This window comes from Methylobacterium sp. M6A4_1b, from assembly GCF_053345175.1.
On record NZ_JBKEZQ010000007.1, the window covers coordinates 100,410 to 120,634 of the forward strand.

Below are 20,225 nucleotides of genomic sequence, written 5' to 3' on the forward strand. Positions count from 1 at the left end.
CGGGGAGGCCGGAAGGACAACATCCCGACCGAGCAGCAATCCCGGCCGCGCGGAACACACGGCCACCCAGGAGCCCGTTTGAGATGGAAGAGTTGATCGCCCGCGTCACGACCCGGACCGGCCTCGATGCCGCGACGGCCCAGACCGCCATTGCCCACATTCTGGCCTTCCTCCAGAAGGAGGGACCCGCCACCGAGGTGAGCCAGTTGCTCAGCGCCCTGCCGGGATCCGAGACCGCGATCGCCGAGTCCAATACCGGCGAGGGCGGCGGCGGCCTGATGAGCATGCTCGGCGGCATGATGGGCGGCGGCGGTGTCATGGCCTTGGGCCAGAAGCTGATGTCGGCCGGCGTACCGATGGGCCAGATGCAGCCCCTCGGCCAGGAGTTGTTCGCCTATGGTCGCGAGAAGGCCGGCGAGGACGTGATGGGACCGATCGTCGGCTCGATCCCGGGCCTGAACCAGTTCGTCTGAGATCATACGGGTCCGATCCTTCGGCGACTACCCATCTGGACATCGCCGAAGGGCCGGCTCTCATCCCCTGCAAACCCCTCTGGAAAAACAGTAATCCCTGTCATAAAAGGGTGTGGGCTTCGTGATTTTGTGACCTCCCGAAGGCACGAGGCCAGGGGCTCCCGCGGAGCCGCCTCGGTGTCCCGACAGGGCGGATTGGACGATGGTCCCGAACTTCGCGCGCGATGCCTCCACGGCGTGGCTCAATGGCTGGGAGGCGCACGTGCACGCCCCTTTCGCCAGGCTGAAGCAGCGCACCGCCGAGGCGGGCCGTGCCGGTCTGCCCGCCTTTCATCCGCGCGGCCTGCTGCTTCCGCCGGGGACGGCGCCGATCCGGTTCAAGCCCCGTCTCAGGAAGCCCCTGGCCGCGCCCGGCCTGGCGCCGACGCTCGGCCGCATCGGCACCCTGGAAGTGCGGCTCGCCACGACGGTCTCCGAGATCCGGCGGGCACAGCGCCTGCGCTACCGGGTGTTCTACGAGGAGATGTCGGCCATCCCGAGCGGACTCGCGATGCTGTCGCGGCGGGACATCGACGATTACGACGCGATCTGCGATCACCTCCTCGTCATCGATCACGCCGCCGTGGATGCCTCACCCTTCGCAAACAAGCCTTTCGGCCGGACCCGACCGAAGGTGGTCGGCACCTACCGGCTCCTGCGCCAGGAGGCGGCCGACCGCCATTTCGGCTTCTACACCGCTGGCGAGTACGACATCGCCCCGATGATGGCTTCCAATCCGGGCGCGCGCTTCCTCGAACTCGGACGCTCCTGCGTTCTCAAGCCCTACCGGACCAAGCGGACGGTGGAACTGCTCTGGGCCGGCATCTGGGCCTATGTCCAGCATCACCGCATCGACGCCATGCTCGGCTGCGCCAGCCTGGAGGGGACAGACCCCGAGCGCCTGGCCCTGCCGTTGAGCTTCCTCCATCACCACGCCCGCGCCGCCGAGGGATGGTGCGCCCGCGCCCTGCCGGAGCGCTACGTCGCGATGAACCGCCTGGCGCGCGAGGCCGTCGACCCGAAGGCGGCGCTACAGGCGCTGCCGCCGCTGATCAAGGGCTACCTGCGCGTCGGGGCCACCTTCGGCGATGGGGCGGTGGTGGACCGCCAGTTCGGCACCACCGACGTCTTCGTGGTGCTGCCCGTCTCGGCCATCGCAGCGCGCTATCGCGACCATTTCGGCGTGCCAGCGAATCGGCAGGCGGCCTGAGCGGGTCTCAGGTCCGCGCATCCGCCACCAGGGCGGCGAGGCCTTCCCGGTACGTCGGATAGGCGAGGTCGACGCCGAGCTCCTGGCGGATGCGGTGGTTCCGCACCCTCTTGTTCTCGCCGTAGAAGCTGCGCGCCATCGGGCTGAGATCGGCGGTCTCGAAATCGACCTCCGGCGGCAGCGGCAGGCCGGCGAGCTTGGCGGCGTATTCGGTGACCACCTGCGGCGGCGTCGGCTCGTCGTCGGTGACGTTGTAGACGGCGCCGTTACGCGGCCGGTCGATCGAGGCCAGCAGCGTCGTGGCAATGTCGTCCACGTGGATGCGGTTAAACACCTGACCCGGCTTGATGATCCGCTGCGACTTACCCTCGCGCAGCTTCACGATCGGGTTGCGGCCCGGGCCGTAGATGCCCGAGAGGCGGAACACCTGGACGGGCTTGCCGGTCTCGCGCCCGAGGGACAGCCAGGCCGCCTCGACGGCGAGGCGGCCCTGCGAGCGGCCGCTGACCGGGCTCGGGGCCGTGTCCTCGTCGATCCAGTCGCCGTGGTGATCGCCGTAGACGCCGATGGTGGAGAGGTAGCCGATCCAGCCGATGCGGCTGTTCGCGATCGCGTCGCGGTATACCGCGAGGGTCGTGTCGAGGTCGCGGACCGGAGGGGCCGAGACGAGGAGCACATCCGTGTCGGCGAGGTCGGCGGCGATGCGGGGGTCGTCGGAATCGGGTCCGAAGGCCCGAAGCTCGGCGATGTCGCCGGGCCCGGTCCGCGCCGGATCGGTGACCGTGGCGCGCACCGTGTCGAAGCGGTCGCGGGCGCGCGCCACGAAGCGGCGGGCGGTGAAGCCGAGGCCGAAGACGAACAGATTCATGTCAAGCGATTCATGGAGCGGCGGGTCCTGTCGTCTCGGGGCCGGCGGGGTCGAGGGCGAGGCGCCACTCGGCCCGGACGGCGTCGTCGGTTTCGCCCAAACCCCGGGCGTTGAAAAGGTCCCGCAGCCGCGACCGGGCGACGAGGCGGCCGAGGGCCCACACCGCCATGCCGCGCACCAGGGGCGACGGATCGGCGAGGTTCGCCTCCGCGGCGCCGGCGAGCGCGGGCTGGCCGGAGTTGCCGATCGCGATGAGCACGTTGCGCAGGAAGCGGTCGCGCCCGGTGCGCTTGACCGGCGTGCCGGCGAAGCGCGCGCGGAAGGCCGCCTCGTCGAGGCCGGCGAGGTCGGCCAGGGGCGGAGCGGCGAGGTCTGCGCGCGCGGCCATGCGGCCCGCGGCGGCCGTGGCGGCGAACTTGTTCCAGGGACAGACCGCCAGGCAGTCGTCGCAGCCGAAGACCCGGTTGCCGATGGCGGCGCGGAACTCCGTCGGGATCGGCCCGGCATGCTCGATGGTGAGGTAGGCGATGCAGCGGCGGGCATCGAGCTGGTAGGGCGCCGGGAAGGCGTCGGTCGGGCAGATGTCGAGGCAGCGCCGGCACGAGCCGCAATGGTCGGACTCGGGCGCGTCCGGCTCCAGCTCGGCGGAGGTGTAGATCGCGCCCAGCAGCAGCCAGTTGCCGAGCGCCCGCGAGACCAGCACCGTGTGCTTGCCCTGCCAGCCGAGGCCGGCCGCGGCCGCCAGGGGCTTCTCCATCACGGGCGCCGTGTCGACGAAGACCTTCACGCGGACGTCGCCCTTGGCCGACAGGTAGCCGCCGAGTTCCTTCAGCTTGCCCTTGACCACCTCGTGGTAGTCCCGCCGCTGGGCGTAGGCCGCGATGGCACCCCGGTCCGTCCGCGCCAGCACCGCGAGGGGGTCGGCCGCGGGGCCGTAATTCATGCCGAGCATGACCACGCTGCGGACGCCGGGCCACAGGGTGGCGGGGTCGGCGCGCTGGTCGGCGCGCTCGGCCATCCAGTCCATCCCGCCGTGGTGCCGGGCGGCGAGCCAGGCGGGCAGCCGGGCCTGGAGTTCGGGGACCGCGTCCGGCCGGGTGACGCGGACGGCCTCGAAGCCGAGGAGGCGGGCGCGCGCCTCGACCGCCCGGCGCAGGTCGGCGCCCGCGAGGATCTTTCGCGGCGCCTTTTTCGCGGCGGATGCCTGCGGCGCTCGGCTCGCGGCGCGCGCCTGCGGCGGTGCGTTCAAAAATCTAGGTTCGCGTAATGGTCCGCCGGAGCCATGCCCGGCACCCGGTCGGCCAGCAGGGTGCGGAAGCACGGGCGCGACTTCACCCGCGCGTACCAGTCCCTCGCCGTCTCGTCCTCGTCCCATGGCACGTCGCCGAGATAATCCACGCACGACAGGTGGGCCGCCGCCGCGAGATCCGCATAGGTCAGATGGTCGCCCGCCAGCCATTTCCGGCGGGACATCAGGTAGCCGATATACTTCATGTGGTAGCGCACGTTGGTGCGCGCGGCGCGAATGGCGTTCATGTCCGGCGGACCGCCGCCGTTGGCGCTGTTCATGAAGCGCTTCGAGATCTTCTCGGTGACGAGGTACTCGGTCACCTCGGCGTTGAACTTGACCAGGAACCAGTCGAGCAGGCGGCGCACCTCGACCCGGGCCGCCGTGGTCTCGGGCAGGAGGCGCCGGCCGCTCAGGCCCAGCCCGCGGGTCTCGTCGAGATACTCGGCGATGATGCCGGCCCCCGGCACGGCGAGCCCGGTCTGCTCCACCAGCACCGGCGTCGTCCCGGCCGGGTTGATCAGCAGGAAGGCCTCGCGCCGGTCCCAGGCACGCTCCTCCATCAGCGTCGGCTCCATGCCCATTTCGGACAGGACGAGGCGGATGAAGCGGGAATGCGGGCAGAAGGGAGAGTGGTAAAGCGTCGCCATCGAGGCCGTTTCGCACGGGGAGGGTTTGCCGGGGGACGGGCCGCGTCGAGACCCCGCGAGGAGGGTCGGCAGCGATGACACTTATGGCCCGATGGTTGCCGCCTCATTAACACGCTCGTCGCGAAGGCGATAACCATCCGTCAACCTTGACGGATCGGCCCCGATCCGCGAAGGCCGCGGAAGGTGGATGCACCACCCGCTTCGGGCCGGCCCGGTCCCACGAAACACCCCAACCGTCGAGGCGCTGAGATGATGGATGCGATGGGCATCGCGAAGGCGGTCGTGCTCGCCGTGGTGGAGGGGGCGACCGAGTTCATCCCCGTCTCGTCGACCGGGCACCAGCTCCTCGTCGGCCACTTCATCGGCTTCGAATCGCCCAACAACACCTTCGAGGTGCTGATCCAGCTCGGCGCCATCCTGGCGATCCTGGCGGTCTATTTCCGCCGGCTCCTCGGCATCACCCTGTCGCTGCCCAACGACCCCAAGGCGCGCCGCTTCGTCCTCGGCATCCTGCTGGCGTTCCTGCCGGCGGCGATCATCGGCGGCCTCTTCTCGAAATACATCAAGTACTACCTCTTCAACCCCTGGATCGTCTGCGCGACCCTGGTGGCCGGCGGCATCGTCCTGCTCGTCCTCGACGAGACCGAACTCGAGGTGAAGAAGCGCGACGTCTTCGATTTCACCCTGCCGATGGACTTCAAGATCGGCCTGTTCCAGTGCATCGCGATGATCCCGGGCGTGTCGCGCTCGGGCGCCACCATCGTGGGCGCGATGCTGATGGGCGCCGACAAGCGCTCGGCCACCGAGTTCTCGTTCTACCTCGCGATCCCCACCATGGCGGGGGCCTTCGCCAAGGACCTGCTCGACAACTACAAGAACCTCTCGCGGGACGACACCGGCCTGATCATCATCGGCTTCATCGTCGCCTTCATCTCGGCCTTCATCGTGGTGCGCACGGTGCTCGACTACGTCGCCTCGCACGGGTTCCGGCTGTTCGCCTGGTGGCGCATCATCGTCGGCTCCCTCGGTTTCGCCGGCTTGATCCTCTTCGGCTGAAGCGCGGAGGCCGATCCCCGGATCGGCCGGGATAAAGAATACAGCCGGGCGAGGCGATTGCGTCCGCGCGCCGCCTCGTGCAAGGGCTGTCCGCAAAGACGGCCCGGCCGCGCTCGGCTCCGGCCGAGCGGTTCGGCCGGAGCCGAGCACATGCGGAGGCCAACCCCGATGGAAGACCGTCCCCTCGCCGACCTGTTTCCGCCCGCGACCCGCGAGCGCTGGCTCGGCCTCGTCGACGGCGTCCTGAAGGGCGGGGATTTCGAGAAGCGCCTCGTCTCGAAGACCGCCGACGGCATCCGCATCGAGCCCCTCTACGACGCGGCCGCGCCGGTGGCGCAGCCCGTGCGGGCGCCCAGCCCGTGGCGCGTGTCCCAGCGGGTCGACCACCCGGACGGAACCCAGGCGAGCGCCCTCGCCCTCGCCGACCTGGAGGGCGGTACCGACGCCCTCGCCCTGGTCTTCGCCGGCGCCCCCGCCGCCCGCGGCTACGGCCTCACCGCCACGAACGCCGCCGACCTCGACGCGGCTCTCGGCAACGTGATGCTGCCGCTGATCGCCGCCCGCCTCGATGCGGGCGCGCGCGGGATCGAGGCCGCCTTCCTGATCAAGGACGTGGTCAAGGCCCGCGGCGAGACCCTGAAGGGCCTCGACCTCGACCTCGGCCTCGACCCCGTCGGCACCCTCGCCGCCGGCGGGTCCCTGGCGGAGAATTACGGCGCCGAGATCGGCCGCACCCTCGCGGCCTTCGACGCCGAGGGCTTCACGGGACGCGCCTGCCTCGCCGACGGCCGGCCCTATCACGAGGCCGGAGCCAGCGAGGCCGCCGAACTCGCGGCCGTGCTCGCCACCGCCGTGGACTACCTGCGCGCCCTGGAGGCCGACGGGCACCCGCTGGAGCGCGCCCGGGATGCCGTCGCGGTGCTGCTCACCGCCGATGCCGACGAGTTCCTGACCATCGCCAAGTTCCGGGCCATGCGCCGGCTCTGGGCCAGGGTGGAATCGGCCTGCGGCCTCGCGCCCCGGCCCCTGCGCCTCCATGCCGAGACCGCCTGGCGGATGATGACCCGCCGCGATCCCTTCGTGAACATCCTGCGCACCGCCATGGCCGCCTGCTCGGCCGGCCTCGGCGGCGCCGACGCGATCACCGCCCTGCCCTACACGGCGGCTCTGGGCCTGAGCGACGCCTTCGCGCGGCGCGTGGTGCGCAACAGCCAGATCGTCCTCATCGAGGAATCGAACCTCGCCCGCGTCGCCGACCCGGCCGCCGGCGCCGGCAGCTTCGAGACGCTGACGGGCGAGCTGACCACGGCCGCCTGGGCCGCCTTCCAGGAGATCGAGGACGAGGGCGGCATCGTCGCCAGCCTGCGGACCGGCGCGATCCAGAAGCGGATCGCCGCGACGCGGGCGACCCGCGCTCGGAACGTCGCCACCCGGCGCGAGGCCCTGACCGGCGCCAGCGAGTTCCCCTACCTCGCGGAGAAGCCCGTCACGGTGCTGGAGGTCGCCCCCGTGGCGGCGCCCCCGGCCGCCGGCTTCGGCCGCGGTCAGACCATGACCGGCACGCCCCTGCCGTCCCTGCGCCTCGCCGAGCCCTACGAGGCCCTGCGCGACGCCTCCGACGCGGCGCTCGCGGCGAGCGGCCGCCGCCCCTCGGTGTTCCTGGCCAATCTCGGTCCGGTGGCGGTCTTCAACGCCCGCTCGACCTTCGCCGCCAACGCCTTCGCGGCCGGCGGCATCGAGGCGGTGAACCAGGAGGGCTTCACCGATCCGGCGGCCCTGGCGGAGGCGTTCCGCGCCTCGGGCGCCCGCATCGCCTGCCTGTGCTCCTCCGACGCCCTCTACGCCGCCCACGCGGTGGAGGCCGCCCGGGCGCTGAAGGCCGCGGGCGCCGCCACCCTGTACCTCGCCGGCAAGGCGGGCGACCTCGCCGAGCCCCTGAAGGCGGCCGGCGTCGACGGCGAGCTCCATGCCGGCGGCGACGTCCTGGCGCTGCTCACGGGAGCGCTGGCGCACGCGACGAACGCGTAGGGACGCAACCGACGGGCGGCCCTGCTCGTTCTCGGCCCAGTCGAGTCGAAACACGAACGGAATGCCATGCGACGCGCAGCCCTCGCGGTGACCACCCTCGCCCTCCTGACCGCCTCCGCCGGGGTCGCCGACGCCGCCAAGAAGAAGGTCCAGGTGCCGAATCGCTACGACGGCACCTGGAGCATCGAGGTGGTCACCCTCGACGGCCCCTGCGACCGGGCCTATCGCTACGGCGTGCAGATCCGGCGGGGCGAGGCGAGCTATGCCGGCGGCGAGTTCAACATCAACGGGCGGGTCTCCCAGAGCGGCGCCGTGCGGGCCGTGATCTCCCGCGGAAGCGACGCCGCCGACGTGGTCGGGCGGCTCGGCCGCTCGGGCACCGGCAACGGCACCTGGACCACCACCGGCCTGATCGCCTGCAGCGGGCGCTGGAACGCCGAGCGCCGGGGCTGACGGGCCACCCTGTGATGAGCGCGCCACAACCGCGCGCCGATCGTCGTCCGACGCCGGAGTGCCGGACTTCCGCCCTTCTCCGGACCCAATCCCTGGTGAATACTCGCGTCGGATCGAGATCGAGTTCGCACGGGGCTTCCGACGATGAAGGCTTTGCTGTTCGGCGCGTTGGTGACGGCCTTGGGATGGGGCGCCGCGGCGCAGGCGGCAGGGCGCAATCCGGCCCAACCCCACGCGGTGATGTCGCCCCTCGAGCGGTCGGCGACGGCGTGCTTCGCCGAGACCGTGCTGTCCAATCCGGCCGCCACCCGGCACGCCCGGGCGGGCCGCTGGTACGAGGCCGCCGGCGTCACCGGCTTCCTGTGCCGCCCGGAAGTCGACGCGATGATCCAGGCCCATGACCGGCTCTACGGCCGCGGCACCGGCGCCCGCTACTTCCAGAACGCCTATACCCGCCACCTCGGACAGCAGCTGGCGGAGCGCCTGCAGCCGATGCTCGAGCGCAAGTCCGTCGCGAGTGCCGAGCCGCCGGTCGACAAGGCCGAGGCCCAGGACGCGGACAAGACCGCCGAATAGGCGAAGCGTGACAGGACGCGCGGCGGCGGTTAACCTCCGTTAACCTGGCTGCCCCTATCGTGGGCACCTGAGGACATCTCGGAACCGGGGAGCTCGCTGACGGCGATCTTCGCGCGATTCGGGTCTCGTGCCTCGGCTCGAACGGGGCACGACCCTTGACGTCTTCCGGTGATCCCACCGATCCGCTGCGGATACCGCGTCGCGGACGCCTGGCCTCCGCCGCCCTCCGCGTGGCCACCCATGCCGTCGACGCCGCGGCGGCGCAGCGCTGGCACGACACCGCGACGATCCTCGCGCTGCGCGGCGAACTCGCCGCCCAGGCGGCCCTGATCCAACGTCAGGCCGATGCCCTCGCCGACCGGACGCGCGTCTTCGAGCGGGCCTCTGCCGAGGCGGGGATCGGCCTCTGGCACTGCGACCTGCCGAGCGAGACGCTGTCCTGGAGCGGGGGCGTCTACGACCTCTTCGAGTTCCCGCGCGGATCGGCACTGATCCGCCGGAACACCCTCGCCTGCTACACCGCGGAGGCGCGCCGCCAGCTCGAGGCGGTGCGGGCGGAGGCCATCGGCCGCCGGTCCTCGTTCACCCTGGAATCCGAGATCGTCGCGCGGCGCGGCAGCCGGCGCTGGATCCGGATCACCGCGACGGTGGAAGCGGAAGGCGGCGTTCCGGTCCGCCTGTTCGGGTTCAAGCAGGACATCACCAAGCAGAAGCTGCTGGCGGACCGCACGCGCCGCCTCGCCGAGTTCGACGGCATGACGGGCCTCGCCAACCGGACGGTGTTCGACGGCCGGCTGGCGGAGCTTTCCGAGACCGGCGCGCTGATGCTGGTCGACCTCGACGGCTTCAAGGCGATCAACGACACCCATGGGCACGCCGTGGGCGATGCCTGCCTGCGGGAAGCGGCCCGGCGGCTGCGCGAGATCTGCCACGAGGCCGACCTCGTCGCCCGGATCGGCGGGGACGAGTTCGCGGTCCTGCTCCGGCGGGAGGCCGATGCGGCCCTCTGCGAGGCGCTCGGCCGGCGGATCGTCGCCGCCCTGCACGAGCCCGTCCTCCACGGCGGCCGGCGCCTGCGCTTCGGCGCCTCCGTGGGCATCGCGCGGGCGGCGTGGTCGGCGCCCGCGGACCTGTTCAGCGACGCCGACGCGGCCCTCTACGCGGCCAAGGCGGCCGGCCGCGGGACCCTGCGGATGGCCGCGCCGCGCTGAGCCCGTCCGTCGCGCAGGGGCCGCCCTCAGGCCGGCAGGACGACGACCTTCGTCTTCACCGGCGTGCGGGCGTAGAGATCGATCATGTCCTGGCTCAGCAGGCCGACGCAGCCGCTGGTGATGCCCGAGCCGATCGTGTCGGGCTCGCTCGAGGCGTAGATCGTGTAGAGCGTGTAGGCGCCGTTCTGGTAGAGGTGCAGCGTGCGGGCGCCGAGGGGGTTGTCGAGGCCGCCGGGCATGCCGCGGGCGTACTTGGCCGCCTCGGGCTGGCGCCGGATCATCTCCTTGGGCGGGGTCCAGGTCGCCCATTCGGACTTGCGCCCGACATAGGCGTCGCCGCTCCACCGGAAGCCGTCGCGGCCGACATTGGCGCCGTAGCGGGTCGCGGTCCCGTCGCCCTCGACGCGGTAGACGTAGTAATTGGCCGGATCGACGATGATCGTGCCGGCGGCTTCCCGGGTCTCGTACGGGACCGTGCGGCGGAAGTATTTCGGATCGAGCCTGCTGATGTCGGTCGCCGGGATCGGGAACTTCTCGCCCGGCATCGGGCCGTAGGTCCTGGCCGCCTCGGCGCGCAGGGCGCCGTCGGAGGAGACGCAGCCGGCGAGCCCGAGGGCGCCGAGACCCGCCCCGGTGCCGGCCAGGAAGGCGCGGCGGCTCAGGAAGCCCGTCCGCCCGCCGGACCCCGCATCCGCCGTGCCGTGGGCGGCATTCCCCGTGTCCCTGATCATCCCGGACGTCCCGTCGTTCCGTCGCGCGATGGGCCGATCCTTCGGCGGAACCGCGACGCGTATGGCCAAGCCGACCGTGCCGCGCCCCGATCCGCCCGGCAAGCCGGGCGCCGGGGGCGGGGGTCAACCGCGATCAGGAGCAGGGGGAATGCGTCGCGGATGTGGCCGGGGCGATCCGGCGGCCGCGATCGGCTGGGGACGGCGGCGCGCGGCCGGGGTCGCCGCCTCAGCCGGGTCCGGCCGGGGCGTCCGGCGCGGGGCGCTTGGCCCGGCGCAGGAAGGGCAGCCCCGTCGAGGGCTGGCCGCGGGTCGCCTCGTGCATCTTCGCGATCCGGATGAAGCGGCCATAGGCGAGCACGCTCGCCATCACGAAGCCGTCGAGGCCGGCGAGGAAGAAGCGCCGCAGGAGGTAGAACTTCAGGAAGTTCAGGGGGTACTCGAACACCAGCCGCAGGCCGGTCTCGAACCGCGAGCCGATGGGCTGCGTGTCGGCGGCGAGCTGCCCGACGTAGTTCGACTTGGCGATGGCGTGGTTCCAATCGCGAAAGGTGTGGTGCCAGACCACGGACCGGATCGTCACCGGCTTCTCGTCCGTGCCGATCGCGAGCTTGTCCCAGTTCGGGTTGTCGGTCGTGCGGGCGACGCGCCGGTCGTAGAGGTAGACGTTCTCGGTGCAGAAGGCCCAGGGCGAGGGACGCGCGTGGTGGGGCAGCACCATCGCCTTGCGGACGATCATCAGCGCCGGGATCCGGCCCGGGACTTTGGGCGCCAGGAAGATCCCCCGGATCTCCCGGACGATCTCCGGCGTCAGGATCTCGTCGGCATCGACGCTGAAGACGTGGTCGTGGGCGCAGAGCGCCTCGCCGAAGCGCCGCTGCGGCCCGAACCCCTTCCAGGGGTTCACCACCACCCGCGCGCCGAGGGATTGGGCGATGGACACGGTCGCGTCCGTCGAACCCGCGTCGATGACGAGGATCTCGCACTTCAGCGGCAGGGCCGAGCGGATCGCCGCCTCGATGCGGTCCGCCTCGTTCAGCGTCCGGATCAGGACGGTCAGCGGGATGGGCGCGTTCGGGTCCAACGGGGAGTCCCCTTTCCGGACGGGCCGGCTCAATCGTCCATCTTCAGGGCGGCGATGAACGCCTCCTGCGGGATCTCGACCTTGCCGAACTGGCGCATCTTCTTCTTGCCCTCCTTCTGCTTGTCGAGGAGCTTGCGCTTGCGCGAGATGTCGCCGCCGTAGCACTTGGCGGTCACGTCCTTGGACAGGGCCTTGATGGTCTCGCGGGCGATGATCTTGCCCCCCAACGCCGCCTGGACCGGGATCTGGAACAGGTGGCGCGGGATGAGATCCTTCAGCTTCTCGCACATGGCCCGGCCGCGATGCTCGGCGCGGGTGCGGTGGACCAGCATCGAGAGGGCGTCGACCGGCTCGGCATTGACCAGGATCGACATCTTCACGAGTTCGCCCTCGCGGTAGTCGGAGATGTGGTAGTCGAAGGAGGCGTAGCCCTTCGAGATCGACTTCAGGCGGTCGTAGAAGTCGAACACCACCTCGTTCAGCGGCAGGTCGTAGACGACCATGGCGCGTTTTCCCACGTAGTTGAGGTCGACCTGGGTGCCGCGCCGGTCCTGGCAGAGCTTCAGCACGCCGCCGAGATACTCGTCGGGGGTGAGGATGGTGGCGCGGATCCAGGGCTCCTCGATGGCGGTGATCTTCATCACGTCCGGCATGTCGGCCGGGTTGTGCAGCTCCTTGAGCGAACCGTCCGTCATCTGCAGGCGATAGACCACGGAAGGCGCCGTGGAGATCAGGTCGAGGTTGAACTCGCGCTCCAGGCGCTCCTGGATGATCTCCAGGTGGAGCAGCCCGAGGAAGCCGCAGCGGAAGCCGAAGCCGAGCGCGGCGGAGGTCTCCATCTCGTAGGAGAACGAGGCGTCGTTGAGCCGGAGCTTGCTCATGGCGCTGCGCAGGGTCTCGAACTCGGCCGCGTCCACGGGGAACAGGCCGCAGAACACCACCGACTGCACGTCCTTGAAGCCCGGCAGCATCTCCTCGCAGGGGCGCTTGTCCTCCGTGAGCGTGTCGCCGACGCGGGTGTCGGCCACCTCCTTGATCGAGCCGGTGAAGAAGCCGACCTCGCCGGGGCCGAGCTCGCCGATATCGGCCATCTTGGGCCGGAACACGCCGATCTTGTCGACGCCGTGGACGGCATCGGCCCGCATCATGCGGATGTTCATGCCTTTCTTGAGGACGCCGTCGACGATGCGCACCAGCACGACGACGCCGAGATAGACGTCGTACCAGCTGTCGACGAGGAGCGCCTTCAGGGGCGCGTCGCGGTCGCCCTTGGGCGGCGGCAGGCGGGTGACGATGGCCTCCAGCACCGCTTCGATGTTGAGGCCGCTCTTGGCCGAGATCGCCACCGCCTCGGAGGCGTCGATGCCGATCACCTCCTCGATCTGGGCGCGGATGCGCTCGGGCTCCGCCGCCGGCAGGTCGATCTTGTTGAGGACGGGGACGATCTCGTGGTTGGCGTCGAGCGCCTGGTAGACGTTGGCGAGCGTCTGCGCCTCGACGCCCTGGGAGGCGTCCACCACCAGTAGCGAGCCCTCGCAGGCGGCGAGCGAGCGCGACACCTCGTAGGCGAAGTCGACGTGGCCGGGCGTGTCCATCAGGTTGAGGACGTAGTCCTTGCCGTCCTCGGCCTTGTACTCGAGGCGCACCGTCTGCGCCTTGATGGTGATGCCGCGCTCCTTCTCGATGTCCATCGAGTCGAGCATCTGCTCGCTCATGTCGCGCAGGGCCACCGTGCCGGTGGTCTGGATCAGCCGGTCGGCGAGCGTCGACTTGCCGTGGTCGATATGCGCGACGATGGAGAAATTGCGGATGTTGTCGATGGGGGTCGTTGTCATCGAGGATGCGATCTCCGGCGCGCGCGGCCCGCCGTCATCGGACGGACCCGGCGCACGGTCATAAGGGGGTGAAGAATTTGAACGCCGCAGATAGCAGCGCCCGTCCCCCGCGCCAAGCGCAGGGCGAGCCCGGCGATGTCTCAGGGACCCGGGCGAACGACGCGGCGCCGGGACCCGGACCGGCACGGGCTCGCGGAACGGGCTCGCACAGCGGGCCCGCGGAACGCGCTTGCGGCCACGCCTGATTTCCGGCTGGTCCCGAGGTGACGCCCCTTCCCGCAACCGAACGAGGTCGAGCCATGATCCCGAACGAGGACGCCGGTCCGATGCCGGAGGCGGGCCACGTCCTCCTGGTCGAGGACGATGACGGCATGCGCATGCTGGTGACCCGCGCCCTGCGCGAGAGCGGCTTCCGGGTCACCGGATGCCGGAGCGGCGCCGAGCTGTGGCGGCTGCTGCCGGAGGCCGGCGTCGACCTGATTCTCCTCGACGTCATGCTGCCCGGCGCCTCGGGCCTCGACCTGCTGCGCACCCTGCGGTCCCGGTCCCGGGTGCCGGTGATCATCGTCAGCGCGCGCGGCGAGGAAGCGGACCGGGTGCTCGGCCTGGAGCTCGGCGCCGACGACTACATCGCCAAGCCGTTCGGGCGCCCCGAGCTGCTCGCCCGGATCCGCGCCGTCCTGCGCCGTTCCGTCGCCGCGCCGGCCCCCCTCGCCGCGCGCGGCCAGGCGACCCTCACCTTCGCAGGCTGGCGGCTCGATCTGCGCAGCCGCGCGCTCGTCGATCCGGAGGGGGCCGGGGTCGATCTCTCGGGCGCGGAGTACGACCTCCTCCTCGTGTTCCTCGACCATCCGGGACGGGTCCTCGGCCGCGAGCAGATCCTCGAATTGTCGCGCGCCCGTCTGGGCTCGCCCTCCGACCGCAGCGTCGACACCCTGGTCAGCCGGCTGCGGCGGAAGCTCGATCCCCCCGAGGGCGGCCAGCCGGTGATCAAGACGGTGCGGGGGTCGGGCTACATGCTGGCGACCCGGGTCGAACGCGCATGAGTCCCCGGCCCGTCGGCGGGTCGTTCGCCGGCCGCCTGCGCCCCCTCGCCCGAAGCCTCGAGGCCCGCACGGTCGCGGTCCTGCTCGTCGCCATCCTGGCGGTCCATGGAGGGGCGCTGCTGCTCTATCGCCAGTCGGCCGCCGCGGCGGCCGACGAGGCCTTCGCGGCCCAAGTCGCCACGCAGCTCGCCCTGGCCCGCGAGGCCGTGATGCGGCGACCGCCGGCGGAGCGGGACGCCGAGGCGAAGGCCCTGTCCAATCCGCATTTCGAGATCGGATGGTCCGAGACCATCGCGCCGAACCGGTCGCGGATGGATCCGCCCCTCGCGCCCCTGCGCGACCGTCTGACCGCCCTCGACCCCAGTCTCGGCGGCGGCCTCGCCCTGGCGCTGGAGGGGGGCGACGATCCCCTCCACCGGAACGATCTCGCCGGGACGCTGGTGCTCCCGGACGGGAGTGCCCTGACCTTCCGCTCCGCCCATGCGCCGAGCCTCGCCCTGCGGAACCCCTGGGCCTCCCTGGCGACCGCCATGGCCGTCCTCGTCGGCCTCGCGGCGGTGCTGCTGATGCACCGGATCGCCGGCCCCCTGCGCGGCCTGACGCGCCTGACCGGCCTGATCGGTCACGGCCGGCGGGTTCCCGTGCCCGAGGCCGGGCCGGACGAGACCCGCGAGATCGCCCGCGCCCTCAACGGCATGCAGGCGCGGATCGAGGATCTCCTCACCGAGCGCACCCAGGCGCTCGCCGCCGTCTCCCACGACCTGCGCACCCCGATCGCGCGCCTGCGCCTGCGGCTCGACGGGCTCGGCGACGCGCCCGAGCGGCGGGGCATGGAATCCGACCTCGACGACATGCTGGCCATGATCGACTCGACGCTGGCCTATCTGCGCGGCGATTCCGACCCGGAGGCGCGCCGGGTCACCAACGTCGCCAGCCTCCTGATGAGCATCGCCGATGCGGGACAGGATGCCGGGCAGGCGATCCGCTACGACGGACCCGGCCGGGTCCTCGCGGCGATCCGCCCGGTCGCCCTCCGGCGCGCGCTGGACAACGTCGTCGACAACGCCGTCCGCTACGGGGATCGCGCCCGCCTGCACCTCGCGGTCGAGGCCTCGACGCTCGTGCTGTGCGTCGACGACGACGGCCCCGGCATTCCGCCGGACGCGGCGGAGCGGGCCTTCGCGCCCTTCACCCGCCTCGAAGGCTCGCGGAACCGGAACAGCGGCGGAACCGGTCTCGGGCTGACGATCGCCCGGCGCGTCGTGGAGGCCGAGGGCGGGCGCATCGACCTCGAGAACCGGGCCGGCGGCGGCTTGCGGGTGCGCATCGTCCTGCCCCGTCCGCCCGGCTGACACCCGACCCCGATGAGCCCGACCCCGATGAGCCCGACCCATCGCGGCCCGCCCGCGCGGCGGGGCGGCGATCGTCCGCCGGATCCCGGTGAGACCGAGGACGAGGCGGACAGCGCGCCCGCGGCGGAAGCGACCCCGCCCCGTCACGCGCCGTCGCCGGGACCCGGATCGACACACTTCGTCACGAACCCGGCACACGGCGGTCGAACGGCCGGGCCATCTCCACCCTCACCGCAGCCGACGGGGCTGCGCCCAGACGAGGATCACGATGACCCGCACCACGCTCACCCTGCTCTCGGTCGCCCTCATGACCGCGCTGGCGGGTCCGGCCTCCGCCATCGACGGCCACGGCAATGCCGCCAATCCGTCGGTCTCCGTGCCCAATACCGGCACCGTCTCGGGCGGTCCGGCCCATCGCGACGACCCGCGCGTCAGCGAGAGCCGCGAAGTGACCAAGGACGGCAAGCCCGTGCACTCGGCCAATGACGGGCACGCCCACGGTCACAGCCACGACAAGAAGTAGGCCCGCGATCGGGCGCGCCGGCGCCCGCCCGCCGACGCATCGGGGCGGCGGCCCCGATGCCCTCGGACGGCCGCCGACCGGGCCGGCGGCCGGAGGGGATCAATCCGCGCTCGGCGCGTCCCCCGCCCGGGCCTGCGCGGCCATCGTCACCAGCACCTTGCGCAGGGCTCCCATCTCCCGGACCGGCTCCGGGTAGAGCACCCGCGCGGTCCGGTCTCCGGTGAGGAGGTCCATGCCTTCCGGATCGAGGCCGGTGAGGCGCCAGGGACCCGGCTCCGCCCCGGCCGCCACCGCGTAGAGCGCGAGGGCGTCGGCATGGTCGGCGTTCATGTGCTCGACGGCGCCGGCCTCTCCGGCCACCAGGGTTTCGGCGCCGGCGAGATCGAGGCGCAGTTCGTCTGGGGTGAGCACCGCGGCCCTGGCGAAACCGCCGTTGAGATGCCCGGCCGCGGGCTCCAGGGCGAAGAACCCGAAATCGGGAAAATCGGCGTAGAGCTTCGATTTCGGGTGGCGGGCGACGAAGCGGGCGCGGGCGCGCGGCTCCATGGTCTGGGTCACCCGTCCCGTCACGGTCAGGCGCGGATGGGCGAGCGGGTCGCCCTTGCCGCCGGCGCTGAACAGCAGCGAGGCGCGCGGGTCCTTCAGCAGGTTGCGGGTATGGGCCGAGAGCCGCGAGAGCAGCATCAGGGGCGTGCCGTCCACATCCGTGGCGATGGTCACCAGCGAGGCGAAGGGCGTGCCGTCCTCCGGGTCGAGGGTGGCGAGCGCGCCCGAGCGGATGCTGCGCAGGAGGTGGCGGGCCAGCCCGATCGCATCGAACGGCGCCTCGGCCGCCGGCAGCGGCGCCGCCGGCCCGCGCCGTTCCCCCCCGGTCCTGGTCTCGCCCTCGGCCATGAAGAGTCCCTCGAATCGGTGCCCGCGGACAGGTGCTCAGGCCGCGTTCAGCCGGGGGATCATAGCCAGGGTCCGGCCCCTCGTACGAGAGCGCCGGACTGCGGCCCGTTGGCATCAGTCAAGCCGGAAACGAACAAACGACCGAGGTCGCTCGCTTTTTCAGCACATAGCCATTACACAGCCTGACTCTCCGCGCGAACGCGGCCCGCCTCCCCGGCACGGTCGCCACCGCGTTTTTGCCGATCTCTGCCCGCCGTCCGCGACGGGGGACGGGGTGGGATGCGGAGGGGCTGGCGCCATCAGACGTCCGCCGAGCCGCATCCGAGCAACAGGACACGCGCATGCCGACCATCGCCCTCGTGGACGACGACCGAAACATCCTCACCTCCGTCTCGATCGCGCTCGAGACGGAAGGGTACCGCATCCAGACCTACACCGACGGCGCCTCGGCGCTCGACGGCCTGAAGCATTCCCCGCCGGACCTCGCGATCTTCGACATCAAGATGCCGCGCATGGACGGGATGGAGCTTCTCAGGCGTCTGCGGCAGAAATCCGACCTTCCGGTGATCTTCCTGACCTCGAAGGACGAGGAGATCGACGAATTGTTCGGCCTCAAGATGGGCGCCGACGACTTCATCCATAAGCCGTTCTCGCAGCGCCTCCTCGTCGAGCGCGTCAAGGCCGTGCTCCGGCGCTTCGCCCCCAAGGACGGCCCGGGCGCCGCCGCCCGCGAGGCCGATGCCGCCGCGCGCTCCCTGGAGCGCGGGCTCCTGATGATGGACCCCGAGCGCCATACCTGCACCTGGAAGGGCGAGCCCGTGACCCTGACGGTGACGGAGTTCCTGATCCTGCAGGCGCTGGCGCACCGCCCCGGCGTCGTGAAGAGCCGCAACGCCCTGATGGATGCGGCCTACGACGACCAGGTCTACGTCGACGACCGGACCATTGACAGCCACATCAAGCGCCTGCGCAAGAAGTTCAAGGTGACCGACACGAGCTTCGACATGATCGAGACGCTCTACGGCGTCGGCTACCGCTTCAAGGAGAGCTGAGCGCCCGCCCGGGCCTCAGGCACCTCCGCCCGCACCGCCGATCCCTCACCACCGGACGCTCGTGGCCACCTCAGACCAAGCCGAAATCCCGTCGCGCGGCGTGCTGGGCTGGCCGCGCCAGATCTGGAACGGGATCGGCCAACGGGCCTCGTCGAGCCTGACGCGACGCATCGTCGTGCTCAACCTCGTCGGGCTCATCGCCCTGCTGTTCGGCTTCCTCTACCTGAACCAGTTCCGCCAGGGGCTGATCCAGGCCCGGGTGCAGAGCCTGCTGATCCAGGGCGAGATCATCGCCGGCGCCATCGCCTCCTCGGCCTCGGTCGAGACCGACGCCATCCGGATCGACCCCGACAAGCTGCTCCAGCTCCAGGCCGGCGAGGGCGAGGAGCCCTCCTCCCCCCTCACCTTCTCCCTCAACCCCGAGCGGGTGGCCCCGCTCCTGCGCCGGCTGATCACGCCCACGGGCAACCGCGCCCGGGTCTACGACCAGGAGGGCGGCCTCCTGTTCGACACCCGCACCCTCTCGGCGCGGGGCGAGATGAACCGCAGCGACCCGGACGTCCGCCCGCGCAAGCGCACCTGGCTGGAGAAGGCCTGGGAGACCGTGCAGGCGAAGTTCGGGGCGAAGCTCGACGGCGACGGCGCCGCGCCCGGGGTCACCGAGGATGTCGGCCCGGCCAGCGGCCACGGCCTGAAGGAGGTGCAGGTGGCGCTCGGCGGCGCCCGCGGCACCATCGTCCGCCGCAACCCGGCCGGCGAGACCATCGTCTCCGTGGCGGTGCCGATCCAGCGGGCGAACTCCGTGCGCGGCGCCCTGATGCTGTCGACCCAAGGGGGCGACATCGACCGCGTCATCGCCTCGGAGCGCTTCGGTCTGCTCCAGGTCTTCCTCATCGCCGCGGCGGTGATGCTCGTGCTGTCGATCCTGCTCGCGGGCGCCATCGCGGGGCCGGTGCGGCGCCTCGCGGATGCGGCCGAGAAGGTGCGGCTGGGCATCAAGTCGCGCGAGGAGATCCCCGACTTCACCTGGCGCACCGACGAGATCGGCCACCTGTCGGGGGCGCTGCGCGACATGACCCAGGCGCTCTACCGCCGGATCGACGCCATCGAGAGCTTCGCGGCCGACGTCAGCCACGAGCTGAAGAACCCGCTGACCTCGCTCCGCAGCGCCGTCGAGACCCTGCCGCTGGCCAAATCCGACGATTCGCGCGGGCGCCTCCTCGCCATCATCCAGCACGACGTGAAGCGCCTCGACCGGCTGATCTCGGACATCTCCGACGCCTCGCGCCTCGATGCCGAACTCGCCCGCGCCGAGGCCCGCCGGGTCGACATGCGCAAGCTGATGACCACCGTGGTCTCGGTGGCCAACGAGCGCCGGCGCCCGAAGGACGCCCCGATCCAGTTCGACGTCGACACGGCCGCCGGCGAGGTGGAGTCGCCGTTCACGATCTTCGGGCACGACAGCCGCCTGGGCCAGGTGGTCAACAACCTCCTCGACAACGCGCGCTCGTTCTCGCCCCCCGACGCCAAGGTCCGGGTGGCCCTGCGCCGCGTGCGCAGCGACGTCGAGCTCATCGTCGAGGACGAAGGCCCGGGCATTCCCGAGCACGCCCTGGAGCGGATCTTCGAGCGCTTCTACACCGACCGCCCGGAGCAGGGCTTCGGCCAGAATTCCGGCCTCGGCCTCTCGATCTCGCGCCAGATCGTCCAGGCCCATCGCGGCACGATCCGGGCCGAGAACCGCCCCGGCCCGGCGGACGAGGACGGCGAGCCGACGGTGCGCGGCGCCCGCTTCATCGTGCGCCTGCCGGCCACCCGCTGAGCCCGAGGCCCGGCCGCGCCATGCCAGACCCCGCGAG

Annotated in this window: 19 protein-coding genes; 12 read left to right on the forward strand and 7 right to left on the reverse strand. The window is 71.5% G+C overall.

What is annotated here, in order from left to right; genetic code table 11:
• Positions 1-38: 38 nt before the first annotated feature.
• Positions 39-473 carry a DUF2267 domain-containing protein gene (locus ACLBWX_RS09585; protein WP_447676932.1) on the forward strand — a complete coding sequence of 145 codons (435 nt, stop codon included), beginning with the start codon at positions 39-41 and terminating at the stop codon, positions 471-473.
• A gap of 202 nt (positions 474-675) precedes the next feature.
• Positions 676-1,722 carry a GNAT family N-acetyltransferase gene (locus ACLBWX_RS09590; RefSeq protein WP_447676836.1) on the forward strand — a complete coding sequence of 349 codons (1,047 nt, stop codon included), beginning with the start codon at positions 676-678 and terminating at the stop codon, positions 1,720-1,722.
• A gap of 7 nt (positions 1,723-1,729) precedes the next feature.
• Here the strand turns inward: ACLBWX_RS09590 and ACLBWX_RS09595 are convergent, their stop codons facing one another.
• From ACLBWX_RS09595 to ACLBWX_RS09605, 3 genes are all read right to left on the reverse strand, one after another.
• A complete protein-coding gene (locus tag ACLBWX_RS09595) occupies positions 1,730-2,590 on the reverse strand; it encodes an SDR family oxidoreductase (RefSeq protein WP_447676837.1) in 861 nt (286 codons plus the stop codon).
• Positions 2,591-2,600: 10 nt separating this feature from the next.
• On the reverse strand, positions 2,601-3,746 hold the full coding sequence (gene queG, locus ACLBWX_RS09600) for a tRNA epoxyqueuosine(34) reductase QueG (protein WP_447676933.1): 1,146 nt from the start codon (positions 3,744-3,746) through the stop codon (positions 2,601-2,603).
• Between the two features lie 89 nt (positions 3,747-3,835).
• Positions 3,836-4,528, reverse strand: a complete 693-nt coding sequence (locus ACLBWX_RS09605; RefSeq protein WP_056466467.1) for a glutathione S-transferase family protein — start codon at positions 4,526-4,528, stop codon at positions 3,836-3,838.
• A 252-nt stretch (positions 4,529-4,780) separates the two neighbouring features.
• Here ACLBWX_RS09605 and ACLBWX_RS09610 point away from each other — a divergent pair, with 252 nt between their 5' ends.
• From ACLBWX_RS09610 to ACLBWX_RS09630, 5 genes are all read left to right on the forward strand, one after another.
• A complete protein-coding gene (locus ACLBWX_RS09610) occupies positions 4,781-5,584 on the forward strand; it encodes an undecaprenyl-diphosphate phosphatase (protein WP_056467894.1) in 804 nt (267 codons plus the stop codon).
• A 168-nt stretch (positions 5,585-5,752) separates the two neighbouring features.
• On the forward strand, positions 5,753-7,612 hold the full coding sequence (locus ACLBWX_RS09615) for a methylmalonyl-CoA mutase family protein (protein WP_447676838.1): 1,860 nt from the start codon (positions 5,753-5,755) through the stop codon (positions 7,610-7,612).
• 66 nt (positions 7,613-7,678) lie between these two features.
• Positions 7,679-8,065: a hypothetical protein gene (locus tag ACLBWX_RS09620; RefSeq protein WP_447676839.1), complete on the forward strand. Its 387-nt coding sequence runs from the start codon at positions 7,679-7,681 to the stop codon at positions 8,063-8,065.
• A gap of 144 nt (positions 8,066-8,209) precedes the next feature.
• A complete protein-coding gene (locus ACLBWX_RS09625) occupies positions 8,210-8,641 on the forward strand; it encodes a hypothetical protein (RefSeq protein WP_447676840.1) in 432 nt (143 codons plus the stop codon).
• A gap of 155 nt (positions 8,642-8,796) precedes the next feature.
• A complete protein-coding gene (locus ACLBWX_RS09630; RefSeq protein WP_447676841.1) occupies positions 8,797-9,852 on the forward strand; it encodes a diguanylate cyclase domain-containing protein in 1,056 nt (351 codons plus the stop codon).
• Positions 9,853-9,878: 26 nt separating this feature from the next.
• On the opposite strand, the gene ACLBWX_RS09635 is transcribed toward ACLBWX_RS09630, so the two are convergent.
• The 3 genes from ACLBWX_RS09635 to lepA form a co-directional block, all read right to left on the reverse strand.
• On the reverse strand, positions 9,879-10,583 hold the full coding sequence (locus tag ACLBWX_RS09635; protein ID WP_447676842.1) for a L,D-transpeptidase: 705 nt from the start codon (positions 10,581-10,583) through the stop codon (positions 9,879-9,881).
• Positions 10,584-10,809: 226 nt separating this feature from the next.
• Positions 10,810-11,664 carry a glycosyltransferase family 2 protein gene (locus tag ACLBWX_RS09640; RefSeq protein ID WP_447676843.1) on the reverse strand — a complete coding sequence of 285 codons (855 nt, stop codon included), beginning with the start codon at positions 11,662-11,664 and terminating at the stop codon, positions 10,810-10,812.
• A gap of 29 nt (positions 11,665-11,693) precedes the next feature.
• Positions 11,694-13,499 (reverse strand): translation elongation factor 4, encoded by a 1,806-nt coding sequence (lepA, locus tag ACLBWX_RS09645; RefSeq protein WP_447676844.1) that lies wholly within the window; start codon positions 13,497-13,499, stop codon positions 11,694-11,696.
• Positions 13,500-13,798: 299 nt separating this feature from the next.
• On the opposite strand from lepA, the gene ACLBWX_RS09650 reads away from it, so the two are divergent.
• The 3 genes from ACLBWX_RS09650 (at position 13,799) to ACLBWX_RS09660 (ending at position 16,420) form a co-directional block, all read left to right on the forward strand.
• The gene (locus tag ACLBWX_RS09650) at positions 13,799-14,545 is read left to right on the forward strand and encodes a response regulator transcription factor (RefSeq protein WP_447676845.1); all 747 of its coding nucleotides are present in this window, start codon (positions 13,799-13,801) and stop codon (positions 14,543-14,545) included.
• Positions 14,542-15,897, forward strand: a complete 1,356-nt coding sequence (locus tag ACLBWX_RS09655) for an ATP-binding protein (RefSeq protein WP_447676846.1) — start codon at positions 14,542-14,544, stop codon at positions 15,895-15,897. The genes ACLBWX_RS09650 and ACLBWX_RS09655 overlap by 4 nt, the downstream gene beginning before the upstream one ends.
• 268 nt (positions 15,898-16,165) lie before the next feature.
• The gene (locus ACLBWX_RS09660; RefSeq protein WP_447676847.1) at positions 16,166-16,420 is read left to right on the forward strand and encodes a hypothetical protein; all 255 of its coding nucleotides are present in this window, start codon (positions 16,166-16,168) and stop codon (positions 16,418-16,420) included.
• 99 nt (positions 16,421-16,519) lie between these two features.
• On the opposite strand, the gene ACLBWX_RS09665 is transcribed toward ACLBWX_RS09660, so the two are convergent.
• Positions 16,520-17,314 carry a HugZ family pyridoxamine 5'-phosphate oxidase gene (locus ACLBWX_RS09665; RefSeq protein ID WP_447676848.1) on the reverse strand — a complete coding sequence of 265 codons (795 nt, stop codon included), beginning with the start codon at positions 17,312-17,314 and terminating at the stop codon, positions 16,520-16,522.
• 341 nt (positions 17,315-17,655) lie between these two features.
• On the opposite strand from ACLBWX_RS09665, the gene ACLBWX_RS09670 reads away from it, so the two are divergent.
• Both ACLBWX_RS09670 and ACLBWX_RS09675 read left to right on the forward strand, forming a co-directional pair.
• Positions 17,656-18,366, forward strand: a complete 711-nt coding sequence (locus tag ACLBWX_RS09670) for a response regulator transcription factor (RefSeq protein ID WP_055947774.1) — start codon at positions 17,656-17,658, stop codon at positions 18,364-18,366.
• 61 nt (positions 18,367-18,427) lie between these two features.
• Positions 18,428-20,188 (forward strand): stimulus-sensing domain-containing protein, encoded by a 1,761-nt coding sequence (locus tag ACLBWX_RS09675; protein WP_447676849.1) that lies wholly within the window; start codon positions 18,428-18,430, stop codon positions 20,186-20,188.
• Positions 20,189-20,225: the final 37 nt, after the last annotated feature.

What these genes read in the sequence shown, in the direction of transcription:
- ACLBWX_RS09595 (WP_447676837.1), bottom strand. Translation starts at nt 2,590, where the DNA reads ATGAATCTGTTCGTCTTCGGCCTCGGCTTCACCGCCCGCCGCTTCGTG.
- ACLBWX_RS09655 (WP_447676846.1), top strand. Translation starts at nt 14,542, where the DNA reads ATGAGTCCCCGGCCCGTCGGCGGGTCGTTCGCCGGCCGCCTGCGCCCC.
- ACLBWX_RS09620 (WP_447676839.1), top strand. Translation starts at nt 7,679, where the DNA reads ATGCGACGCGCAGCCCTCGCGGTGACCACCCTCGCCCTCCTGACCGCC.
- ACLBWX_RS09590 (WP_447676836.1), top strand. Translation starts at nt 676, where the DNA reads ATGGTCCCGAACTTCGCGCGCGATGCCTCCACGGCGTGGCTCAATGGC.
- ACLBWX_RS09605 (WP_056466467.1), bottom strand. Translation starts at nt 4,528, where the DNA reads ATGGCGACGCTTTACCACTCTCCCTTCTGCCCGCATTCCCGCTTCATC.
- ACLBWX_RS09650 (WP_447676845.1), top strand. Translation starts at nt 13,799, where the DNA reads ATGATCCCGAACGAGGACGCCGGTCCGATGCCGGAGGCGGGCCACGTC.
- ACLBWX_RS09610 (WP_056467894.1), top strand. Translation starts at nt 4,781, where the DNA reads ATGGATGCGATGGGCATCGCGAAGGCGGTCGTGCTCGCCGTGGTGGAG.
- lepA (WP_447676844.1), bottom strand. Translation starts at nt 13,499, where the DNA reads ATGACAACGACCCCCATCGACAACATCCGCAATTTCTCCATCGTCGCG.
- ACLBWX_RS09665 (WP_447676848.1), bottom strand. Translation starts at nt 17,314, where the DNA reads ATGGCCGAGGGCGAGACCAGGACCGGGGGGGAACGGCGCGGGCCGGCG.
- ACLBWX_RS09615 (WP_447676838.1), top strand. Translation starts at nt 5,753, where the DNA reads ATGGAAGACCGTCCCCTCGCCGACCTGTTTCCGCCCGCGACCCGCGAG.
- ACLBWX_RS09625 (WP_447676840.1), top strand. Translation starts at nt 8,210, where the DNA reads ATGAAGGCTTTGCTGTTCGGCGCGTTGGTGACGGCCTTGGGATGGGGC.
- ACLBWX_RS09670 (WP_055947774.1), top strand. Translation starts at nt 17,656, where the DNA reads ATGCCGACCATCGCCCTCGTGGACGACGACCGAAACATCCTCACCTCC.
- ACLBWX_RS09660 (WP_447676847.1), top strand. Translation starts at nt 16,166, where the DNA reads ATGACCCGCACCACGCTCACCCTGCTCTCGGTCGCCCTCATGACCGCG.
- ACLBWX_RS09635 (WP_447676842.1), bottom strand. Translation starts at nt 10,583, where the DNA reads ATGATCAGGGACACGGGGAATGCCGCCCACGGCACGGCGGATGCGGGG.